The sequence below is a fragment of the Pseudomonas putida genome, from assembly GCF_001636055.1.
Taxonomy (GTDB): domain Bacteria; phylum Pseudomonadota; class Gammaproteobacteria; order Pseudomonadales; family Pseudomonadaceae; genus Aquipseudomonas; species Aquipseudomonas machongensis.
In genome coordinates this window covers 3839185-3858563 of record NZ_CP011789.1, presented here as the reverse complement: position 1 = coordinate 3858563, position 19379 = coordinate 3839185, and the positions used below count along the sequence as shown (strand labels likewise).

The following is a 19379-nucleotide window of genomic DNA, read 5'->3' as shown; positions in this document are numbered from 1 at the left end:
GCAACAAAATAAGTCAGAGGCTTATTCTGAATAGAAGGCTCGAAAGCTAGAATCGCTTTTTCTGGAACATGGCGTTCGCTTTTGGAGAAACCCCCATGCACTTCGATCTTCAGGACTTGCGTCTGCTGGCTGCCATCGCTGCGACTGGCAGCCTGAGCAAGGCCGCGGCCAGTTTTCCAGTGGCAGTGTCGGCGGCAAGCACGCGCTTGCGCCTGTTCGAGGAGCGCAGCGGTCTGATGTTGTTCACCCGCAGGGCTGACGGTATGCAGTTGACCCCTTCTGGACGACTGGTACTGGAGTCGGCCCGTGGAGTGCTGGGCGAGGCGCAGAAACTGCAGGACACGCTCAAGGAGCTGGCCGGCCAGCGTCGAATCAACCTGCACCTGGCGGCCTCGACGGTCACCAACAGCACCTTGCTGCCGGCGGTACTGGGGCCGTTCCTGGCCGACTACCCCGAGGTCGACCTGCTGCTGGTCGAGCACAAGAGCGTCGATGTATTGCGGGTGGTGCTGGCTGGGGAGTGCGAGATCGGCGTGTTCGACGGCAACCTGGTCAACGATGGGCTGGTGTCGCTGCCGTTTCGCACCGAGCGTCTGGTGCTGCTGGTGCCTGCCGATCATGAACTGGCGACGCGTGAGCAACTGCGTCTGGTCGATGCCCTGGATCATGCCTTCGTCTGCCTGCCGGCAGAGCGCGCCATGCAGCGCTTTGTCGAGGAGCTGGCGATGAACCTCGCCATGCCGCTGAAGATTCGTGTGCGCGCGCCCAGCTTCGAGGCCATCGCCCAGTTGGTGGCCCAGCGCGCCGGGCTGGCGATTGTCCCGGAGATCGCGGCCGTGCGCGCCGAGCAGGAGCTCGCGGTGCGCAGGGTGGCACTGGAGGAGCGTTGGGCGACTCTGGAGCTGCGCATCTGCTTTCGCAGTTGGGAAGGCCTCAGTTCCCACGCCAGGCAACTGGTCACCTTCCTTTCCGGGCAGTAATCCGATGAGGTGGCACTCTGCAATCCTGGCCGGAGCGCTTACAATCACCGCTTTTGCCCTCCAAGACAGGCACGCCGGTCAATGACGCTCGACCCCCCAACCCTCCTGGCCCTGACCGTCGCCCTTGCGGCAGCAGCTGCGCTATACCTGGCGATCGAATGGCGCAGTGTGCGCGAGTCGTCGTTGCTCTACTGGAGTGCCGGTTTCGCCACCATCACCGTTGGTTCTACCCTCGCGCTGCTGCGCATGAACGGTTTTCTGCTGATTGGTATCTGGTTCGCCAATGGGATGCTGGTGTTCGCGCATTTCTGCTTCCTGCTGGGCGTTGCCCGTTTCACCGAGGTGCGATTGTCACGGGGCTGGCTGCTGGTCGTGCTGCTGTGGGTGAGCCTGCTGCTGCTGCCGGAAGGGCCGTCGTGGTCGAAGATCATGCTGGTGGTCAATTCGCTGCTGGTGGCCCTGGTGTCGCTACGTGCCAGTTTCCTGCTGCGTCCGCACGGTGTGTCGCTGAGTGTGGGGGCGGTGCAACTGCGCTACGTGATGCTGATCCACGGGCTGTTCTACGTGATCAAGGCCCTGACCGTGGTGATTCCGGGAACCTTGATCGACCTCGCGGCTTTTCGCGGTGAAATCATCCAGATTTCGCTGATCGAAGGGGCGATGGCGATCATGCTGATCGCCCTGTCGATGACCGGCACCGAGCGCTACCGGCGTGAGGAGCGCATCGCGCTTCTGGCCGCGCGTGATCCGCTCACGGCGCTGTTCAACCGCCGCGCCCTGGAAGTGCGTGCGCCGGTGTTGCTGCGGGCGACAAGCCACGAGCGCCCTGGCGCCGTGCTGTTGATCGATATCGATAACTTCAAGCTGGTCAACGACCTTTACGGCCATACCGCAGGTGACCGGCTGCTGGTGGCACTGAGCGAAACCATTCGTGGCCTGCTGCCGGCCAATGCCCTGGCAGCGCGACTGGGGGGTGATGAGTTCGTCATTCTGCTGGGTAATGCGCGCCGCGACGAAGTCGAGGTGCTGGGCACGATACTTCGTGAGCGCTTCCAGGACATCGCCGCACAATCCTTCGTCACCCCGATGGCGGTGACCCTGAGCATCGGTGCCAACCTGTTCGATCAGCCGCCGGCCAGCCTCACGGCACTGATCGAGCAGAGCGATGCCGCGCTGTATCAGTCCAAGCGCAGTGGACGCGACAGCATGCGCCTGGTGGACCTGACCTTGACGGGCGATTGAGCCGGCATCGGGTTTTCACTTGTTGTTGATGCATTCGGACTGCACCGAATAACGCACGGTGCGCAGGGTGCCCTGGCTGTCCTCGAAGGTCATCAGGCGCGGTACCACCTCGCACGTGCGCGGGTCGCCCGACTGGCGCACCAGCCGCGCCACATCCAGTGGCATGCCATAGCGGTAGTCGACGATCTCCGGCATGGGCTTGTCGCGCTTGATGGCGTAGGCGGCCACGGCTTGCTGGTGGACCTGCAGCAACTGCTCGCTGCGTTGACCGGAAAGGCCGGTGGCCTGGACGCCGAAGGCCAGCAGGAGCAGGGCGATCGCTGTGCTCAGTCGTTTCATGGGGTGTCTCCGGAAGGGCTGTGGTTTCCGGATCACGCTAGCGAGCAGCAGCCAACAAGGGCATGACGACAGCCTTACAGTTGTGAAAGGTGCGCACGCATGACGCCATTGTAATGTGCCGATCACCTTCCCGTTATCCACCTGCGGCGAGCATCGATGCTGGCCGCGAACGCACCTGCGAAACGGCCTGACAAGAACAACAGCCGTTATCGAAGGAGCATCGCATGAGATATCGTCCGGGACTTTCCCTGGCCGCGCTGGTGGCGCTGGCCGGTCCTTCGGCGTGGGCCGAGGACGCTACGAAAGAAGGGTTCATTGAGGGCAGCCGCCTGAGCGTGCTGAACCGCAACTACTACTTCAACCGTGACAACCGCGACGCGGTGGCACCGACCTATAACAGAGCCAAGGCGCCCGACAATGGCTATTCCGAAGCCTGGGCGCATGCTGTCATCACCCGCTTCGAGTCCGGCTTTACCCAGGGCACCGTGGGGGTAGGGGTCGATGCCTTCGCCATGCTCGGGCTCAAGCTCGACACCGGAGGTGGGCGCAACGGTGGACGCAGCTCGTTCGATGTACTGCCGGTGGATCGCGACGGCCAGGCGCGTGACGAATACAGCAAGCTCGGCGGCGCGGCCAAGGTGCGGGTGTTCGACACGGTGCTGCGGGTGGGCGATGTGTTTCCGGCCAACCCGGTGGTCGCGGCGGGCGATTCACGCCTGCTGCCGGAGAGCTTTCGCGGCGTGACCGTCGAGAACACCAGCCTGGCGGGCCTGAACTTGCAGGCCGGGCGCCTGCATGCGATGAGCCAGCCGATGTCCAGCGACATGCGCGAGTCTTTCGCGACCTTCTATGGCGGGCCGGTGGACTCGCCATGGATCGCCTATGGCGGCGGCGACTATGCCATCAACGAACATGTCAGCGTCAGTCTGTTCGGCAGTCGCCTGAAGGATGTGTGGAACCAGTACTACGCCGGTACCAGCGTTACCTGGCCATTGAGCGAAGAGCTGGCGCTGATCGGTGGCTTCAACGTCTACAACGCCAAGGACGAAGGGCGTAAACGCCTGGGCACCTTCGACAACGACATCTGGAGCGCCAAGCTCGGTGTGCGTTACGGCGCCCACACCGTCGCCTTGACCCACCAACGCAACAATGGCGACGACGATTTCGATTACCTGCGCCAGTCCGACTCGATCTTTCTCGACAACTCCATCCAGTACAGCGACTTCAACTCGCCCAAGGAGCGCTCGTGGATGCTGCGCTATGACCTGAACATGGCCGGGTATGGCGTCCCCGGGCTGTCGTTCATGACCCGTTACGGACGCGGCAGTGACGCGGATTACTCGAACGCCAACGCCTACTACATGCGTCGCGATGGCAATGGCGATCCGCTGACCGACCAGAAGCGCTGGGAGCGCGACATCGAGGTCAAGTACGTAGTGCAGACCGGCGCGGCCAAGGACCTTTCGCTGCGCGTACGCCAGGCGACCACCCGGGCGACGGCGTTCGAGTCCGACCTGGATGAGGTGCGAGTGATCGTCGAGTATCCGTTGTCGATCCTTTGAGCTTGAGCCCATTCACCTTCAGAAGCCTTGCGCTCCTTTGGTTGCAGGTGAATGTCTTGGCGCCTCGATTGAGGCGCCTTTTTTGTGGCTGCCATTTGGCAGCGCACATCACCCCTTGTCGGAGGACGGCAGGATGCGGTTGATGACCGTGCTGCCGTTGTCGTTGCGGGTCAGGTAGATCGGCAGGACCTTGGGCAGGTTGTTCACCAGGCGGTTGACGTCGCGGGTGTCGTAGATGCCGCTGATGCGGATGTTGCCGACAGTGTTGTCGGCCAGCAACAGGGGTTTGTCCAGGTAGCGGTTGATCACCGGCAATGCCTGGGACAGGCTGAGGTTGTCGAGTACCAGGCGACCGCTGCGCCAGGCCAGGCTATTGGCATAGTCGTCGCTCTGGGCCAGTTGCGGTTCGAAGTCACCGATGCTGTAGCTGGCCTGCATGCCGGGGCCGAGGCGGTAGCCGCCTTCGCCACTGTTGCTGGAAACCAGCACTGAGCCTTCCACCAGGGTCACCTTGACCTGATCTTCGTACTTCCACACGTTGAATTGCGTGCCGGTGACCCGCGTCTGGCCGTGACCGGCGCGCACGATGAAAGGGTGCTCGCTGTCGTGGGTAACCTTGAAGAAAGCTTCGCCCTTGATCAGGTCGACCTGGCGCCGGTCCTTGTAGTTGAGGTAGCGCAGCTCGCTGTTCAAGTTGAGCTCGACCTGGCTGCCGTCGTGCAGTTGCACCGTACGCACCTGCTGGTCGCTGTCGAAGTGCTGGTAGCGATTGGGCAACCAGCCTTGCTCCCAGCCAACCCAGCCGGCCAGGGGCAGGGCGAGCAGGGTGATCACCGCGGCTGAGGCCAGTCGTCGCCAGTTGCGCTGGTGGGACCTGGCCACAGGCAGTTCGGTCACGTGGGTGACACGCGGCAGCATGTCGGCGGTATGCCAGATCTCCTGCATCGCCTGGTATTCCTCGGCATGCCGGGTGTCGGCGGCCAGCCACTGGGCAAACGCCTCACGCTCGGCGGCCGAGCAGTCCTCGGCGTGCACGCGCATGCACCAGTGCGCAGCGGCATCGGTGATGGCATCGTCGTCGAGGGGGGTGAGGCGGTCTTGGTTCATTGCGGCTCCCGGTTTTGCGCATTCTACCTGCCAGAAGGGCCCTGCGAGAACCAAGATAATGGCGAATGACTATCAGTTGCGATTTTTTTGTCGGTTTTCCGGCGCTGAGGCATGGGGGCACCAAGAGGACTGAGGGAACAACGACTTAGATAGCCTGCTAATAAAAGCTTTGACATTAACTGCCTAGGCAGTAATATTTTCTAACATCTTTTCTGAGCGATGCCGATGGCCCATTTCACCCCGGAAAACTTCCAGACCTGCGCCATTGGCATGTTGCTCGGCCGCGCCTCGTTATTGAAGGACCGCATTCTCGACTGGCACCTGGAAGCTGATGGCGTTACCGCTGCGCAGTTCAAGGTGCTGATCATCGTGACCCAGTACCAGGTAGATACCCCGGCCGAACTGTGCCGCTGCCTGGGGCTGGACAGCGGTTCGATGACGCGCATGCTCGATCGCCTCGAGCAGAAGGGCCTGATCCTGCGCAACCGCTGCCCCGACGACCGTCGTCAGGTGCGGCTGGCGCTGACCGACGACGGTCAACGTCTGGCTGACCGTCTGCCGGAGATCGGGGCAATGGCGATGAACGAGCTGGTCGGTTCGCTCGAACCCGACGAGCTCAAAATCCTCGAGACGCTGCTGGCAAAGATTCTCTTGGCCGCCAGCGACCCGTTGACGATTGCCCGTTTCGGCGATCGCACCCCTGATCCGACTTGATTCAAAGGTACTTCTCATGGCCACACCCTCGGATGCACCCACTCCCGCCGAAGTGCCCGACGCCACGCGCAAGCGCAAGACCTGGCTGCTGGCCCTGCTGCTGGTATTGATATTGGCCGGCGCCGCCGGCTGGGCCTGGTACAGCTTGGTCGGGCGCTGGCACGAAAGCACCGACGATGCCTACGTCAACGGTAATGTGGTGGAGATCACCCCACTGGTGACGGGTACCGTCACCAGCATCGGCGCCGACGATGGCGACCTGGTGCATGCCGGCCAGGTGCTGTTGCGCTTTGACCCCAGTGACAGCGAGGTCGCGCTGCAGGCCAGCGAGGCCAAGCTGGCGCGCACGGTGCGCCAGGTGCGCGGCTTGTACAGTAACGTCGATGCACTCAAGGCCCAGATGCAGACGCGCCAGGCCGAACTGAAGAAGGCTCGCGAGAACTACGCCCGGCGCAAGGTCCTGGCTGACAGCGGGGCGATCGCCGCTGAAGAGCTGTCGCACTCACGCGACGACCTGACCGCCGCGCAGAGCGCCCTGGACAACGCCCGCCAGCAACTCAACACCAGCACTGCGCTGATCGACGACACCGTGGTGTCGTCGCACCCGGACGTGATGGCCGCGGCCTCCGACCTGCGTCAGGCTTACCTGGACAACGCTCGCACGACGTTGGTGGCGCCGGTGACCGGCTACGTCGCCAAGCGCACCGTGCAATTGGGGCAACGCCTGCAGCCGGGCACCGCGACCATGGCGGTGATTCCCCTCGACCAGGTATGGATCGACGCCAACTTCAAGGAAACCCAACTGCGTGACATGCGTATCGGTCAGCCAGTGGAGATCACCGCCGACCTGTACGGTAGCGAAGTCAAGTACAGCGGGACGGTCGACAGCCTGGGCGCCGGCACTGGCAGTGCCTTCGCCCTGCTGCCCGCGCAGAACGCCACGGGCAACTGGATCAAGATCGTCCAGCGTGTGCCGGTGCGGGTGCACCTGAACCCCGAGCAGCTCAAGGACCATCCGCTGCGCATCGGCCTGTCCACCGTGGTCGAGGTCGACCTGCACGACCAGAGTGGCCCGGCGCTGGCCCAACAGCCGCCGCAACAGGCCAGCTATACCACCCAGGTGTATGACCGTCAGTTGGCCGAGGCCGATCGTCTGATCGCCCAGCTGATCCATGACAACAGCGCCGCCAGTGGCAAGACGGCGCAGCGATGAGCAACGGCGCATCCGCCCAGTTCACCCCGCCGAGCCTGCTGCTGACCACCATTGGGTTGTCGCTGGCGACCTTCATGCAGGTGCTCGACACCACCATCGCCAACGTGGCGTTGCCAACCATTTCCGGCAATCTGGGGGTGAGCTACGAGCAGGGCACCTGGGTCATCACCTCCTTTGCGGTAAGCAATGCCATTGCCCTGCCGCTGACGGGGTGGCTGAGCCGCCGCTTTGGCGAGGTGAAACTGTTCATCTGGGCCACCTTGCTGTTCGTGCTGGCGTCGTTCCTCTGTGGTATTGCCCAGTCGATGCCCGAGCTCGTGGGCTTTCGCGTGCTCCAGGGCGTGGTCGCAGGCCCCTTGTATCCGATGACCCAGACCTTGCTGATTGCGGTCTACCCTCCCGCCAAACGGGGGATGGCTCTTGCGTTGCTGGCAATGGTTACGGTGGTGGCCCCGATTGCCGGGCCCATCCTCGGCGGCTGGATCACCGACAGCTATAGCTGGCCGTGGATTTTCTTCATCAACGTACCGATCGGTCTGTTCGCTGCCGCCGTTGTGCGCCAGCAGATGCGCACACGTCCGGTGACCACCAGTCGCCAGCCGATGGATTACATCGGCCTGCTGACGCTGATCGTCGGTGTCGGCGCCTTGCAGGTGGTGCTCGACAAGGGTAACGACCTGGATTGGTTCGAGTCCTCGTTCATCGTGGTGGGTAGCCTGATTTCCGCGGTCTTCCTGGCCATCTTCGTGATCTGGGAACTCACCGATCGGCACCCGGTGGTGAACCTGCGGCTGTTCGTGCACCGCAATTTCCGCATCGGCACCCTGGTGTTGGTGGGCGGGTATGCGGGCTTCTTTGGCATCAACCTGATCCTGCCCCAGTGGCTGCAGACGCAGATGGGCTACACGGCGACCTGGGCGGGGCTTGCGGTAGCGCCGATCGGCCTGCTGCCGGTGATCATGTCGCCCTTCGTTGGCAAGTATGCGCATCGCTTCGACCTGCGCCTGCTGGCAGGGATCGCCTTCCTGGCCATTGGCGCAAGCTGCTACATGCGTGCGGGTTTCACCAGCGAGGTCGACTTCCTGCACATCGCCCTGGTGCAACTGTTCATGGGGATCGGAGTCGCGCTGTTCTTCATGCCGACCCTGACCATCCTGCTTTCGGACCTGCCGCCGCATCAGATTGCCGACGGCTCTGGGCTGGCCACGTTCCTGCGTACACTCGGCGGCAGCTTCGCCGCCTCGCTGACCACCTGGATCTGGATCCGCCGGGCCGACCAGCACCACGCCTACCTGAGCGAGCACATCAGTCAGTACGACCCGGCAACGCGTCACACCCTCGAGCAACTCGGCGGGGCGAGTCCGCAGAGCTATGCGCAGCTTGAGCAGATCCTCAACAGCCAGGCTTACATGATGTCGACGGTGGACTACTTCACCTTGCTGACCTGGGTGTTTGGCGCCTTGATCCTGCTGGTGTGGCTCGCTCGTCCGCCCTTCACGGCCAAAGCCGGACCCGCTTCGGCGGGGCACTGAGGTGTACTTGCGGCACGGCTGCGTGCAGCCGTTGCCGCGATCGGGGCTTTTCCCCTAACCTTGTAGGTCTATTCCTTCGACAGTGGCAGTTTCATGGACAAGGTCATTCTCATCACTGGTGCCAGCCGCGGTATCGGTGCCGCGACCGCGCGGTTGGCGGCGCAACAGGGCTACCGCATCTGCATCAATTATCACGCCGACGATCACGCTGCCGAACGCATCCTTGCTGAGGTTCGGGGGCTGGGCGCCCAGGCCATCGCCGTGCGGGCCGATGCCAGCGTCGAGGATGAAGTGATCCAGGTGTTCCAGCGGATCGACCAGGAGCTGGGCCCTGTCACCGCACTGGTCAATAATGCCGGGACCATCGCGACCCAGAGCCGGGTCGACGAGATGTCCGAATTCCGCCTGCTCAAGCTGATGAAAACCAACGTGGTCGGCCCGATGCTCTGTGCCAAACATGCCTTGCTGCGCATGTCGCGGCGCCATGGCGGGCAGGGTGGTGCGATCGTCAACGTGTCGTCGGTGGCCGCACGCCTGGGCTCGCCCAACGAGTACGTCGACTATGCCGCTTCCAAGGGCGCGTTGGACACCTTCACCCTTGGGCTTGCCAAGGAAGTGGCGGGCGAGGGTGTGCGGGTCAACGGCGTGCGTCCCGGTTATATCCATACCGACTTTCACGTCCTGAGCGGTGATGCCCAGCGCGTCACCAAGCTCGAACCTGGCCTGCCCATGGGCCGCGGTGGGCAACCGGAGGAAGTGGCCGAGGCGATCCTCTGGTTGTTGTCGGAGAAAGCATCCTATTCCACCGGCAGCTTCATCGATCTGGGTGGCGGGCGCTGAGCTTCAGCCCAGGATGTGTGTCACCCGTTCGAGCAGTGCTTTGAGCTCGAACGGGCTGGAAATGATTTCGATATTTGTTGGCAACCCGCCGTGGTCTGCCAGCGTCTGGGTGGCGTAGCCGTTGATGAGCAAGGCTGTGCAGCCAGGTGTCAGGGCCGCATTCATTTCGATCAGTTGCCTACCCTTGGGGCTGTCGGACAAGGCGATGTTGCCGACCAGCAGGTCCGGGCGCAGCCCCTTGCGCAGGGCGGCAAGCGCCCGGTCGATGCTGGCGAAGGCATGCACGTCGTAGCCCGCCTCGCTCAGCAGCTCGCTGATGACCAGCTTCATCGCCGCCTGGTCCTCGATCAGCAGGATTGACTGCGCAGTGGGCGGGGCCGGCAGGCTCTGCGGTTCGGGGGGCGGGAGGTTTTCGGCCCTGGGCAAATAAAGGTGAACGCAGGTGCCGTTGCCCGGAATCGAGTCGAGGTGCATTTGCCCTCCAGACTGCCGCACGAAGCCGTACACCATGGACAACCCCAAGCCAGTGCCCTGCCCGAGCGGCTTGGTGGTGTAGAACGGTTCGATGGCTCGTTGCGCCACCTCCGCTGGCATGCCTTGGCCGTTGTCCTCGACTCGCAAGTGCAGGTATTGGCCCGGGGCGAGCCGCAGACGTTGGGCTTGCGCCGGGGTCATTTCCAGGTTTTCGCAATGAATCACCAAGGTGCCACCGTCGGGCATGGCATCGCGGGCATTGATGCACAGGTTGAGCAGCGCGCTTTCTAGTTGCGAGGGGTCGATGCAGGTTGGCCACAGCTGTGAAGCTGTGCGATCGATGAGCTCGATGTCCGAGCGCAGCGAGCTCTGCAGCAGCGCCAGCATGTCGCCGACCAGTTGCTGGATGTCGGTGGCGCGGGGCAGCAATGTCTGTCTGCGCGAGAAGGCCAGCAGGCGCTGCACCAGTGACGCGGCCTTGGACGCGTTTTGCTCGATGATGCCGAACAGCCGGCTCACCTCATCGTTCTGCGGCCCGCACAGGCGTGGCTTGGCAAGCTCCAGCGCACCGAAGATGCCACCGAGCAGGTTATTGAAGTCGTGGGCGATGCCGCCGGTGAGTTGGCCGACCGCTTCCATTTTCTGCGCCTGGCGCAGTGCCTGCTCGGCTTCGCGCAGGCGCTCCTGCTCAAGGGTGCGCTCGGTGATGTCGTAGGCGAACAGACAGGCGCTGAAAGGCGGGCGTTCGTCGCTGTGCAGCGGGGTGATCCGCAGCTCGTAGTGGCGCCGATAGGGCGGCCCGTCGAAGGCGACGCTTTCGATCACCGTTTCACCCGCCAGCGCTCGGTTGACCAGTGGTAGCAGGCATTGGAGCGGCTGTGGCAGGCCGGCAAGCGCTTCGTCCAGGCGATCGCCGACTCTGAGGCAAAAACCGTGCAGGCGTTGGAATGTCTGCCGGCCGGTGCGGTTGATCGCTTGCAGGCGCAGGTCCGGGGCGATGACGAAGACATTGGCCAGGCTGTGATCGACCAGCTCGATGAACAGCCGGCGTTCGGCCAGGGTCTGGTCGAAGCGCTGCTCGAGTTGCTCGTGCACTCGGCGCAACAGGACGTTGTCCAAGGGCAATACTTCGGCTTGCTGCGCCAGCCGGTTTTCCAGCTCGCCGTTGCGCTGCTGCAAGGCCAGGATCTGTTGGCGCAGTTGAGTGGGGTCGTCCATCGCATGCTCGTCCATGGGCAGGTAGCCTCACTATAGCGGCTGATCCTTCAGAATGAGCGCACGATACGCCCCAGTGTCTCCATCGCAGTCTCCGTGGCGTCGTTCCACGGGCTGCCGTAGTTCAGCCTGATGCAGTTGCCGAAGCGCCGGGTCGGCGAGAAGATCGGCCCCGGTGCGATGCTGATGCCTTGCGCCAGGGCCATGTGGAACAGCTTGAGCGCGTCCATCTGCTCGGGCAGTTCCAGCCACAGGAAGTAGCCGCCGGCGGGCTGGCTGACCCGTGTCTGCGCCGGGAAATGGCGGGCAATGGCGGCGAGCATGTTGGCCTGCTGGCCTTCCAGGGCGTAGCGCAACTTGCGCAGGTGGCGATCGTAACCGCCATGTTGCAGGTAGTCGGCGATGGCGGCCTGGGCCGGCATCGAGGCGCACAGCGAGGTCATCAGCTTGAGCCGCTCGATCTTCTGAGCGAAACGGCCGGCGGCGACCCAGCCCACCCGGTAGCCTGGGGCGAGGCTCTTGGAGAACGAGCCGCAGTGCATGACCAGGCCGTCGCGGTCGAAGGCCTTGGCCGGCTTGGGCGCTTGCTGGGCGTAGTAGAGCTCGGCGTAGACGTCGTCCTCGATCAGCGGCACCTGGTGGCGGTGCAGGAGTTCGACCAGTGCCTGCTTTTTCGCCTCGGGCATGCTCGCGCCGACCGGGTTCTGGAAGTTGGTCATCGACCATACGGCCTTGACCGGGTGTTTCTCCAGGGTTTGTGCCAGTACACCCAAGTCCATGCCTTCACGTGGGTGCACGGGAATTTCCACGGCCTTGAGCTTCAGTCGTTCGAGCACCTGCAGGCACACGTAGAAGGCCGGGGCTTCGATGGCAACCAGGTCCCCCGGCTCTGTGACTGCCTGCAGGCACAGGTTGAGGGCTTCCAGCGCGCCATTGGTGATCAGCAGCTCTTCCATCGGCAGCATCAGGCCGGCGACCATGTAGCGCAGGGCGATCTGGCGGCGCAACTGCGGGTTGCCCGGTGACAGGTCGGTGACCACCACGCGTGGGTCCATGGCGCGGCTGGCGCTGGCCAGCGAGCGGGCCAGGCGCTGCAGCGGGAACAGGGTGGGGCTGGGGAAGGCCGAGCCGAAGGGGACGGTGTGAGGGTCCTTGATCGAATCAAGGATGGAAAATACCAGGGCACTGACATCGACATCGGTGGATTCGCTGACCGGTGCCTGTGCCTGGGGTTCGCTGAACTGGCGAGGTGCGTGGGTATTGACGAAGTAGCCCGAACGCGGCCGGGCACGAATCAGCCCGCGGCGCTCGAGCAGGTAATAGGCCTGGAACACCGTGGAGGGGCTGACCCCGTGGGTCTGGCTGGCGTAGCGTACCGAGGGCACACGCTGTCCGGGGCCAAGCACCCCGGAGCGGATCAGTTCGGCGATATCGTCGGCGAATCGTTCGTAGCGTTTCATCGTTGTGTTATTCGGCCTGGCAGGCAAGGTTCAAGGCAGTGTAAGGGATCAGCGGTTGAGCGGCGCAACGAAACGGCTGCGTGCACGGCTGTGCACCTGCGGCTGGTCGCTGTCCTGTACCTCGAACGTGAGGTCTACCGAACTGCTTGTTGGGCGGTCGGCGAGCATCGCCACCGATACCGGCAGTTCGCTCATTTCTCCGGCAGGAATGAATATCGCTTGCTTGCCGTGCAGCACGAAGCCTTCGGCGTCTACCAGACGTAGTCGATAGTGCTGGGGATGCTGGGTCTTGTTGATGATCTTGAGCAGGTAGATATTCTCGATCTGGCCCTGGGCATTCTCACGGAACAGGCCGCGGTCCTTGATGACGTCCAGCGACACCATCGGGCGCATCTGCAAGGCCATCACCAGGGCACCGATCATGACCAGCAGGGCCGTGGCGTAACCCAGCAGGCGCGGTCTCAGCCAGTGGGTGCGGCCGCCTTGGAGGTTGTGTTCGGACTTGTAGCCGATCAGGCCGCGGGGGTAGCCCATCTTGTCCATGACCCCGTCGCAGGCGTCGATGCACGCAGCGCAACCGATACAGGCCATCTGCAGGCCGTCGCGGATGTCGATGCCGGTGGGGCAGACCTGCACGCACAGGGTGCAGTCGATGCAGTCGCCCAGATGCTGTGCCTGACGGTCGCTGCCTTTCTTGCGGGGGCCGCGGCTTTCACCGCGACCTGGATCGTAGGCCACGGCCAGGGTGTCCTTGTCGAACATCACGCTCTGAAAGCGCGCATAGGGGCACATGTGCATGCACACGGCTTCACGCAGCCAGCCGGCGTTCAGGTAGGTGGCGGCAGTGAAAAAGACCACCCAGAACAGCGCTACGCCGCCCAGCTGAAGGGTCAGCAGCTCTTGGGCCAGCGGGCGGATGGGGGTGAAGTAACCGACGAAGGTGAGGCCAGTGATCACCCCGATGGCCAGCCACAATCCATGCTTGAGGCTGCGGCGGGCGAACTTGCCGAGGCTCCAGGGCGCGGCTGCCAGGCGGATGCGCTGGTTGCGGTCGCCTTCGGTGACCTTCTCGCACCACATGAAAAGCCAGGTCCAGACGCTCTGCGGGCAGCTGTAGCCGCACCACACCCGCCCGGCGAAGACGGTGATGGCGAACAGGCCGAACGCGCAGATGATCAGCAGTGCCGACAGCAGGATGAAATCCTGTGGCCAGAAGGTTGCGGCAAAGATGTGGAACTTGCTGTCGGCAAGGTCCCAGAGCACGGCCTGGCGACCGTTCCAGTTCAGCCAGGCCGTGCCGAAGAACAACACGAACAACAGGCCGGAGAAGCCGATCCGCAGGTTGCGGTACAGGCCTGTGAAGCTGCGGGTCTGGATGCGCCCGTCTGCGTGGCGCTTGGGGGACTTGGCCGCAGGCTCGATCTGGATGATTCGGAAGGGGATTCTCTCGCTCATGGTGGTTCGCTCATTAGGCCTCGATCAGGCCCGGGCACTATGGCCCCCGATCTGTTTACAGCACAGGCTCAGGTAGAGCGATAAAAACCATATCAGATGAACGAGAAGTCCCTTGCAGGCCTCAGATTACCGAGCCTGGAGCACTGCTCTTGAGATGTCTGCGACTATCCACCGCACCGATCACGGTCAGGGCGTCGGCTTCGGCTTCGGTGATTGGTATGCGTTCACCCGCCAGCACCGCGACCGACATGCGCAGCTGTTCATCGGTGAAGATCTCGATCTCCGGCCCCAGGCCTTCTATGCGCAGCTTGTCACCGATCAGTGTGCAGCGTTGGTTGCTTTCGTCGATTTCTACCGGCATGACGTTACCCTCCGCAGGTGGTTACGGGTGTGACCACGGCGAGCTTCGGGTTGCTGCATCGTTCTGCCGGGCGGATGCTGCCGCACTCCGGGCAAACGCAGCGGTCAATCTTTCAATAGGCCACGGCGCGCTGGTGTGGAGAAACCCATGGATTCCTGGTGGCAGAATGTTTGGCAAGCGATACGGGCAGAGTTCACCGACATCACCGATGAAGGCGAGGTGACGCGGATTCTCGTGCGTCTGCTGATGGCGGCGGTGCTTGGCGCGGTGTTGGGTTTCGAGCGCGAGCACAAGGGCAAGTCGGCCGGGGTGCGGACACACATGCTGGTGTCCATGGGTGCAGCCCTGTTCGTGCTGGCACCGAGCATGGCCGGTGCCGATGCACAGGCGTTGAGCCGGGTGATACAGGGGATCGTCGCCGGGATCGGTTTTCTCGGCGCGGGCACCATTCTCAAGGGCCATGGCCAGGACACCAATCACGTTAAAGGGCTGACGACGGCGGCAGGCCTGTGGATGACGGCGGCGATCGGCACGGCGGCGGGCATGGGGCGCGAGGCGACGGCGTTGGTCAGCACGGTGCTGGCCTTGCTGGTGTTGAGCAGCATGCCGGTGCTGGTGGAGAAGGTCGAGGGGGAGGGTGGTGAGGCGAAGAATGAGGAAAACACAAAGCACTGAGGGGAGCCGAAGCTCCCCTCAAAGCGTTGTTGCCTGCTCTTTTTATTATTGAAAACCGGCCTGTTGTTGTTTTTGTCAGCCTGTTTCGGTGTAACCGGGCCCCTATCCGGGGCCAAGAGCAAACGTATTTTTTTGAGCGCTGACCTGCCTTCATCATTGCTGATCCGATCCTGACAGTCGCTACCTCGAGGTAGTTTTGTTGTTCTGCGTCAGGTCGCGGGGACGAACCCCTGGAACGCGTGTCTACTCCAAAAAAATCTGCTTGCTGCGCCTCTGCCGTGTTGTTCTTGTTATGTCAGAGCCGGTGCATGTTGTTTTTATTGGGGTATCACGTTTTTTTATTTTTGTTGTGCCAGAGATAAAGCAGATGCCGTGCCAACTTTTCAATATCCATTAAAATCAAGGGCTTAGAGATTTTTGGCGATTTTTCACGACCTGAAAATCTCGCGAATTGTTTCCGTGTTACCCGATTTTTTGCTGGGTGGACGGGGCCGGGTAACACTTTTGACACAGTCGTGTGGTCGGACGCGGCTTACCCCTGTGCGAATGCCTTCAGGCGCTCGCCGTCCAGGCGATAACGTACCCATTCATCTTGCGCTTCTGCGCCCAGCGCCTGGTAAAAACCGATAGCCGGTTCATTCCAATCCAGCACGCTCCATTCCAGGCGCCCGCAACCTTTGGCTACGGCCTCGCGCGCGATGTGCCGCAGTACCTGGCGACCAGCACCGCCGCCGCGTTGTTCGGGGGTGATGTACAGGTCTTCGAGGTAAATGCCGTTGCGGCCCAGCCAGGTTGAGTAGCTATAGAAGTACACGGCAAAGCCGATGGCCGTGCCGTCGCGCTCGCACATCAGACTGTGCACGGTGCTGCCTTCATCGAACAGGCTGTGCTCGATATCGGCGAGGGTCGCTACCACTTCGTGGCGGGCGCGCTCGTAGTCGGCAAGCTCGGTGATGAAGGCGAGGATCTGGGCGGCGTCGGCGCGACGGGCAGGGCGGATAGTCAGGCTCATGAAGGCTTCCTTGTGGTTGGCGGGCACCATGGTAATGGGCCTGGGCCGGCTTGCCGAGATGTAAAGCAAGCTTGACATGGCGCGCGACCTCGCCTTCAATGTAAAACACACTTTACATCCGAGGCTGTTGGCATGCTGCACAAACGTCATGTGATTTCATTCGTCCTGTTCTCGTCGCCTATATGGCCTGTGTGCTGGTCAGCAGCCATTTCCTCGCGTCCATGGCACCAGGCATTGCCAAGACCCTGGTGGCGCTGGTGCCGGTGCCGGCCATGATTGGTATGGCCTGGGCTGTGGTGCAGCAACTGCGCAGCCTTGATGAAATGGTCCGGCGCATCCAACTGGAGGCGTTGGGGCTGGCGTTCGTCGCGACGGCGCTGTTGACCTTCAGCTACGGTTTTCTGGAGACCGCAGGCTTCCCACGTTTGTCGATGTTCATGGTCTGGAGCCTGATGGGGCCGTTGTGGGCCCTGGGGACCTTCATCGGGGTGAGGCGTTACCGTTGAACAACCGCATCCGTGAATTGCGAAATGGGCGTGGCTGGTCGCAGGCCGAACTGGCCGAGCGACTCGGTGTTTCGCGCCAGACCGTCAATGCCATCGAGACTGGCCGCTACGATCCCAGCCTGCCGCTGGCCTTCAGCATTGCCGGGGTTTTCGAGTTGAGTATCGAAGAGATCTTCGATCCCTCTGCGGCGGTACAGTAATTTGTATAGGTGTAATTTAAGGTAACTGTACCGGTCTGCGCGAGAGGGGTTCCGCTAGTGTGGCAGGACACGATAATCAGTACCTGACGGAAGTCCCTGCCATGCTCGGCTCATACGATCTGCTCACCGCATTCATCCTGTTCGCCTTCGTTTCTTCGATCACCCCAGGGCCGAACAACACCATGTTGCTGGCGTCCGGCGTCAACTTCGGTGTACGCCGTTCGATCCCCCATGCAATGGGCATCAGCATCGGCTTCATGCTGATGGTGCTGGGCGTGGGGTTCGGGCTGGGCGAACTGTTCAAGGCCTGGCCGCCGCTGTACAGCATCCTGCGCTACGTGGGGGCCGCTTACCTGCTGTACCTGGCGTGGAAGATCGCCACTTCCGGGCCGATCTCAGGGGATGCCGCAGGGACGCGCAAGCCCCTGAGCTTCTGGGGAGCGGCTGCTTTCCAGTGGGTCAATCCGAAGGCCTGGGTCATGGCGGTCGGTGCGATCACGACCTACACCCCGGCCCAGGGCTATGTGCTCAACGTGATCGTCATCGCCGCGCTGTTCGCCTTGGTCAACCTGCCCAGCGTGGGGATCTGGGTCATGTTTGGCAGCGCCTTGCGCAACCTTCTGCAAAATCCGCGCTGGCTGATGCTGTTCAATGTCCTGATGGCCTTGCTGCTGGTGATTTCGTTGTATCCGCTGCTGTTTGTAGAATCGTCGTTTTCCTAGTTCGATGAGTGCGGTACACGATGCAGCTGATTCCCTGGTCCCATGATTGCTCGGAAGGTTTCACGCTACGGGGTTGGCATTCCGAGCCGAGCGGCAAACCGTTGCTGCATTTTCTGCACGGCAACGGTTTCTGCTGCCTGGCATACGAGCCCATGCTGATGCGCCTGGGGGAGCACTTCGACCTGTGGTTGTCCGACGTCCAGGGGCACGGCGACAGCGATCACGGCGGCGCCTTTCGTGGCTGGAACCGCACTGCGGAGTTGGTCCTGGAAGCATTCGAGGCGGGACACCAGGTGTTTGGCGATGTGCCGCGCCATGCGCTCGGACACAGTTTTGGTGGGGTGCTGACCGGGCTGATCCTCGCCAGCAGACCTGGGTTGTTCGAGCGTGCAGTACTGCTCGATCCGGTGTTGTTCAGCCGACGCATGATCGGGGTGATGGGCGCGGCGGCACTGGTGGGCCTGCACCGGCGTCATGCCCTGGCGCGCAAGGCCGCAACCCGGCGCAGCCATTGGCCAGACCGCGAGGCGGCGCTGGCGTCGCTGCAGGGGCGGGGGATCTTCAAGGGTTGGAGCGATGCGGCGCTGCACGCGTATATCGGGCATGCCATCGGTGATTGCGGCGAAGGCGTGGTGCTCAAGTGCCGACCCGGCCGTGAGGTGGAGATTTTCAGCACCTTCCCGGCGCGCATGTGGCCCAGTCTGCAGCGCATCACCACGCCGACGCTGATCCTGCATGGTGAAACCACCTACCCATTCGTGCCGCATTCGGTGCGGCGCCTGGTGGCGCTCAATGCCAATGTCAGCGAGCGGCAGGTGGCGGGTGGTCATTGCTTCATGCAGGAAGACCCGGTGAGCGCCGCGCAGGCGGTCGAGGCGTTCCTGCGCGGTTGAGTCCGGTGGCCTGCGCCGTCAGGCCAGTTCCAGCCAGATGGGGGCGTGGTCCGAGGGCTTCTCCATCGCCCGCAGTTCGTAGTCGACGCCCGCCGCCTTCAGGCGTGGAAGCAGTGCCTGCGAGGCCATGATCAGGTCGATGCGCAGGCCACGCTTGGGTTCGTCCTCGAAACCGCGGCTGCGGTAGTCGAACCAGCTGAAGCGGTCCGCTACCTCCGGGTGCAGGTGACGGAAGCTGTCCACCAGGCCCCAGCCTTTGAGGCGTTCCATCCATTCACGTTCTTCGGGCAGGAAGCTGCATTTGCCGGTCTTGAGCCAGCGCTTGGCGTTATCGGCACCGATGCCGATGTCGCAGTCCTGGGGCGAGATGTTCACATCGCCCATCACCACCAATGGCTGGTCATTGCGGAACTGACCTTCGAGCAGGGTCTGCAGGTCGCTGTAGAAGCGTTGCTTGGCCGGGAACTTGGTGGGGTGGTCGCGGCTTTCGCCCTGGGGGAAGTAGCCGTTCATGATGGTGATCGGGGTGCCGTCGGCATCGGCGAAGGTGCCCCAGATGAAGCGGCGTTGGGCGTCCTCTTCATCGGTGCTGAAGCCCTTGACCAGCGACAATGGCGCCTGGCGCGAGAGCAGGGCAACCCCGTAGTGGCCCTTCTGGCCATGGAAATGCACGTGATAGCCCAATGCCTGTACTTCGGCCAGCGGGAACTGATCGTCACTGACCTTGGTTTCCTGCAGGCCGATGACGTCTGGCTGGTGCTTCTCGATCAGCGCAGCCAGCTGGTGCGGGCGGGCGCGCAGGCCATTGATGTTGAACGAGACGATCTTCATGGAAAGACGATCCTGGTAAAAGCCTCGGATGCTAGCCGACATCGGC

At 62.7% G+C, this 19379-nt stretch carries 19 protein-coding genes and 1 pseudogene; 12 read left to right on the top strand and 8 right to left on the bottom strand.

Going from position 1 to position 19379, the window contains the following annotated elements; translation table 11 throughout:
* Nucleotides 1-95: 95 nt before the first annotated feature.
* Together AB688_RS17080 and AB688_RS17075 are read left to right on the top strand one after the other, a co-directional pair.
* Complete coding sequence (locus AB688_RS17080) at nucleotides 96-980, top strand: LysR substrate-binding domain-containing protein (protein WP_063545245.1); 885 nt, start codon at nucleotides 96-98, stop codon at nucleotides 978-980.
* 81 nt (nucleotides 981-1061) lie between these two features.
* The gene (locus AB688_RS17075; RefSeq protein WP_054891547.1) at nucleotides 1062-2222 is read left to right on the top strand and encodes a GGDEF domain-containing protein; all 1161 of its coding nucleotides are present in this window, start codon (nucleotides 1062-1064) and stop codon (nucleotides 2220-2222) included.
* A gap of 15 nt (nucleotides 2223-2237) precedes the next feature.
* Here AB688_RS17075 and AB688_RS17070 read toward each other — a convergent pair whose 3' ends face one another.
* Nucleotides 2238-2561 carry a DUF2790 domain-containing protein gene (locus AB688_RS17070; protein WP_063545244.1) on the bottom strand — a complete coding sequence of 108 codons (324 nt, stop codon included), beginning with the start codon at nucleotides 2559-2561 and terminating at the stop codon, nucleotides 2238-2240.
* Between the two features lie 224 nt (nucleotides 2562-2785).
* Between AB688_RS17070 and AB688_RS17065 the strand changes: the two genes are divergently transcribed.
* On the top strand, nucleotides 2786-4123 hold the full coding sequence (locus tag AB688_RS17065; protein ID WP_063545243.1) for an OprD family porin: 1338 nt from the start codon (nucleotides 2786-2788) through the stop codon (nucleotides 4121-4123).
* 108 nt (nucleotides 4124-4231) lie between these two features.
* Here AB688_RS17065 and AB688_RS17060 read toward each other — a convergent pair whose 3' ends face one another.
* Entirely contained in the window at nucleotides 4232-5230 is a 999-nt protein-coding gene (locus AB688_RS17060; protein WP_063545242.1) for a FecR family protein, read from the bottom strand.
* A 225-nt stretch (nucleotides 5231-5455) separates the two neighbouring features.
* On the opposite strand from AB688_RS17060, the gene AB688_RS17055 reads away from it, so the two are divergent.
* The 4 genes from AB688_RS17055 (at nucleotide 5456) to AB688_RS17040 (ending at nucleotide 9529) form a co-directional block, all read left to right on the top strand.
* Nucleotides 5456-5944, top strand: a complete 489-nt coding sequence (locus AB688_RS17055; protein WP_054925628.1) for a MarR family winged helix-turn-helix transcriptional regulator — start codon at nucleotides 5456-5458, stop codon at nucleotides 5942-5944.
* Between the two features lie 16 nt (nucleotides 5945-5960).
* On the top strand, nucleotides 5961-7157 hold the full coding sequence (locus AB688_RS17050) for an HlyD family efflux transporter periplasmic adaptor subunit (protein ID WP_063545241.1): 1197 nt from the start codon (nucleotides 5961-5963) through the stop codon (nucleotides 7155-7157).
* Nucleotides 7154-8689, top strand: coding sequence for a DHA2 family efflux MFS transporter permease subunit (locus tag AB688_RS17045; RefSeq protein WP_054891541.1), 1536 nt, complete (start codon nucleotides 7154-7156; stop codon nucleotides 8687-8689). Before AB688_RS17050 ends, AB688_RS17045 begins: the two co-directional genes overlap by 4 nt.
* A 93-nt stretch (nucleotides 8690-8782) precedes the next feature.
* On the top strand, nucleotides 8783-9529 hold the full coding sequence (locus AB688_RS17040) for an SDR family oxidoreductase (RefSeq protein WP_063545240.1): 747 nt from the start codon (nucleotides 8783-8785) through the stop codon (nucleotides 9527-9529).
* Between the two features lie 3 nt (nucleotides 9530-9532).
* Here AB688_RS17040 and AB688_RS17035 read toward each other — a convergent pair whose 3' ends face one another.
* The 4 genes from AB688_RS17035 to AB688_RS17020 all read right to left on the bottom strand — a co-directional run bounded on the left by AB688_RS17035 (nucleotide 9533) and on the right by AB688_RS17020 (nucleotide 14494).
* Nucleotides 9533-11221 (bottom strand): PAS domain-containing sensor histidine kinase, encoded by a 1689-nt coding sequence (locus AB688_RS17035; protein ID WP_081255338.1) that lies wholly within the window; start codon nucleotides 11219-11221, stop codon nucleotides 9533-9535.
* A 47-nt stretch (nucleotides 11222-11268) separates the two neighbouring features.
* Nucleotides 11269-12678, bottom strand: coding sequence for a GntR family transcriptional regulator MpaR (gene mapR, locus AB688_RS17030; protein ID WP_054891539.1), 1410 nt, complete (start codon nucleotides 12676-12678; stop codon nucleotides 11269-11271).
* Between the two features lie 48 nt (nucleotides 12679-12726).
* Nucleotides 12727-14133 carry a cytochrome c oxidase accessory protein CcoG gene (ccoG, locus tag AB688_RS17025; RefSeq protein ID WP_063545239.1) on the bottom strand — a complete coding sequence of 469 codons (1407 nt, stop codon included), beginning with the start codon at nucleotides 14131-14133 and terminating at the stop codon, nucleotides 12727-12729.
* Between the two features lie 121 nt (nucleotides 14134-14254).
* Entirely contained in the window at nucleotides 14255-14494 is a 240-nt protein-coding gene (locus tag AB688_RS17020) for a DUF3203 family protein (protein WP_054891537.1), read from the bottom strand.
* A 147-nt stretch (nucleotides 14495-14641) separates the two neighbouring features.
* On the opposite strand from AB688_RS17020, the gene AB688_RS17015 reads away from it, so the two are divergent.
* Nucleotides 14642-15169 carry an MgtC/SapB family protein gene (locus AB688_RS17015; RefSeq protein ID WP_054891536.1) on the top strand — a complete coding sequence of 176 codons (528 nt, stop codon included), beginning with the start codon at nucleotides 14642-14644 and terminating at the stop codon, nucleotides 15167-15169.
* A gap of 532 nt (nucleotides 15170-15701) precedes the next feature.
* Here AB688_RS17015 and AB688_RS17010 read toward each other — a convergent pair.
* Nucleotides 15702-16181 (bottom strand): GNAT family N-acetyltransferase, encoded by a 480-nt coding sequence (locus tag AB688_RS17010; RefSeq protein WP_063546775.1) that lies wholly within the window; start codon nucleotides 16179-16181, stop codon nucleotides 15702-15704.
* Between the two features lie 132 nt (nucleotides 16182-16313).
* Between AB688_RS17010 and AB688_RS17005 the strand changes: the two are divergent.
* The 4 genes and pseudogenes from AB688_RS17005 (at nucleotide 16314) to AB688_RS16990 (ending at nucleotide 18502) form a co-directional block, all read left to right on the top strand.
* Nucleotides 16314-16687, top strand: a pseudogene (locus tag AB688_RS17005) (hypothetical protein).
* Nucleotides 16684-16887, top strand: a complete 204-nt coding sequence (locus AB688_RS17000; protein ID WP_063545237.1) for a helix-turn-helix transcriptional regulator — start codon at nucleotides 16684-16686, stop codon at nucleotides 16885-16887. The pseudogene AB688_RS17005 and the gene AB688_RS17000 overlap by 4 nt, the downstream one beginning before the upstream one ends.
* 101 nt (nucleotides 16888-16988) lie before the next feature.
* The gene (locus tag AB688_RS16995) at nucleotides 16989-17609 is read left to right on the top strand and encodes a LysE family translocator (RefSeq protein WP_054891533.1); all 621 of its coding nucleotides are present in this window, start codon (nucleotides 16989-16991) and stop codon (nucleotides 17607-17609) included.
* Nucleotides 17610-17629: 20 nt separating this feature from the next.
* The gene (locus tag AB688_RS16990; RefSeq protein ID WP_063545236.1) at nucleotides 17630-18502 is read left to right on the top strand and encodes an alpha/beta fold hydrolase; all 873 of its coding nucleotides are present in this window, start codon (nucleotides 17630-17632) and stop codon (nucleotides 18500-18502) included.
* A gap of 18 nt (nucleotides 18503-18520) precedes the next feature.
* Here the strand turns inward: AB688_RS16990 and xthA are convergent, their stop codons facing one another.
* Nucleotides 18521-19333 (bottom strand): exodeoxyribonuclease III, encoded by an 813-nt coding sequence (gene xthA / locus AB688_RS16985; RefSeq protein WP_054891531.1) that lies wholly within the window; start codon nucleotides 19331-19333, stop codon nucleotides 18521-18523.
* Nucleotides 19334-19379: the final 46 nt, after the last annotated feature.

Bases quoted from the DNA above. Each gene is read 5' to 3' on its own strand.
- AB688_RS17050 (WP_063545241.1), top strand. From the start codon at position 5,961: ATGGCCACACCCTCGGATGCACCCACTCCCGCCGAAGTGCCCGACGCC.
- AB688_RS17020 (WP_054891537.1), bottom strand. From the start codon at position 14,494: ATGCCGGTAGAAATCGACGAAAGCAACCAACGCTGCACACTGATCGGT.
- AB688_RS17055 (WP_054925628.1), top strand. From the start codon at position 5,456: ATGGCCCATTTCACCCCGGAAAACTTCCAGACCTGCGCCATTGGCATG.
- AB688_RS17015 (WP_054891536.1), top strand. From the start codon at position 14,642: ATGGATTCCTGGTGGCAGAATGTTTGGCAAGCGATACGGGCAGAGTTC.
- AB688_RS17070 (WP_063545244.1), bottom strand. From the start codon at position 2,561: ATGAAACGACTGAGCACAGCGATCGCCCTGCTCCTGCTGGCCTTCGGC.
- AB688_RS17075 (WP_054891547.1), top strand. From the start codon at position 1,062: ATGACGCTCGACCCCCCAACCCTCCTGGCCCTGACCGTCGCCCTTGCG.
- AB688_RS17045 (WP_054891541.1), top strand. From the start codon at position 7,154: ATGAGCAACGGCGCATCCGCCCAGTTCACCCCGCCGAGCCTGCTGCTG.
- AB688_RS17040 (WP_063545240.1), top strand. From the start codon at position 8,783: ATGGACAAGGTCATTCTCATCACTGGTGCCAGCCGCGGTATCGGTGCC.
- AB688_RS17035 (WP_081255338.1), bottom strand. From the start codon at position 11,221: ATGGACGACCCCACTCAACTGCGCCAACAGATCCTGGCCTTGCAGCAG.
- AB688_RS17060 (WP_063545242.1), bottom strand. From the start codon at position 5,230: ATGAACCAAGACCGCCTCACCCCCCTCGACGACGATGCCATCACCGAT.
- ccoG (WP_063545239.1), bottom strand. From the start codon at position 14,133: ATGAGCGAGAGAATCCCCTTCCGAATCATCCAGATCGAGCCTGCGGCC.
- AB688_RS16995 (WP_054891533.1), top strand. From the start codon at position 16,989: ATGCTCGGCTCATACGATCTGCTCACCGCATTCATCCTGTTCGCCTTC.
- AB688_RS17080 (WP_063545245.1), top strand. From the start codon at position 96: ATGCACTTCGATCTTCAGGACTTGCGTCTGCTGGCTGCCATCGCTGCG.
- xthA (WP_054891531.1), bottom strand. From the start codon at position 19,333: ATGAAGATCGTCTCGTTCAACATCAATGGCCTGCGCGCCCGCCCGCAC.
- AB688_RS17010 (WP_063546775.1), bottom strand. From the start codon at position 16,181: ATGAGCCTGACTATCCGCCCTGCCCGTCGCGCCGACGCCGCCCAGATC.
- AB688_RS17065 (WP_063545243.1), top strand. From the start codon at position 2,786: ATGAGATATCGTCCGGGACTTTCCCTGGCCGCGCTGGTGGCGCTGGCC.
- mapR (WP_054891539.1), bottom strand. From the start codon at position 12,678: ATGAAACGCTACGAACGATTCGCCGACGATATCGCCGAACTGATCCGC.
- AB688_RS16990 (WP_063545236.1), top strand. From the start codon at position 17,630: ATGCAGCTGATTCCCTGGTCCCATGATTGCTCGGAAGGTTTCACGCTA.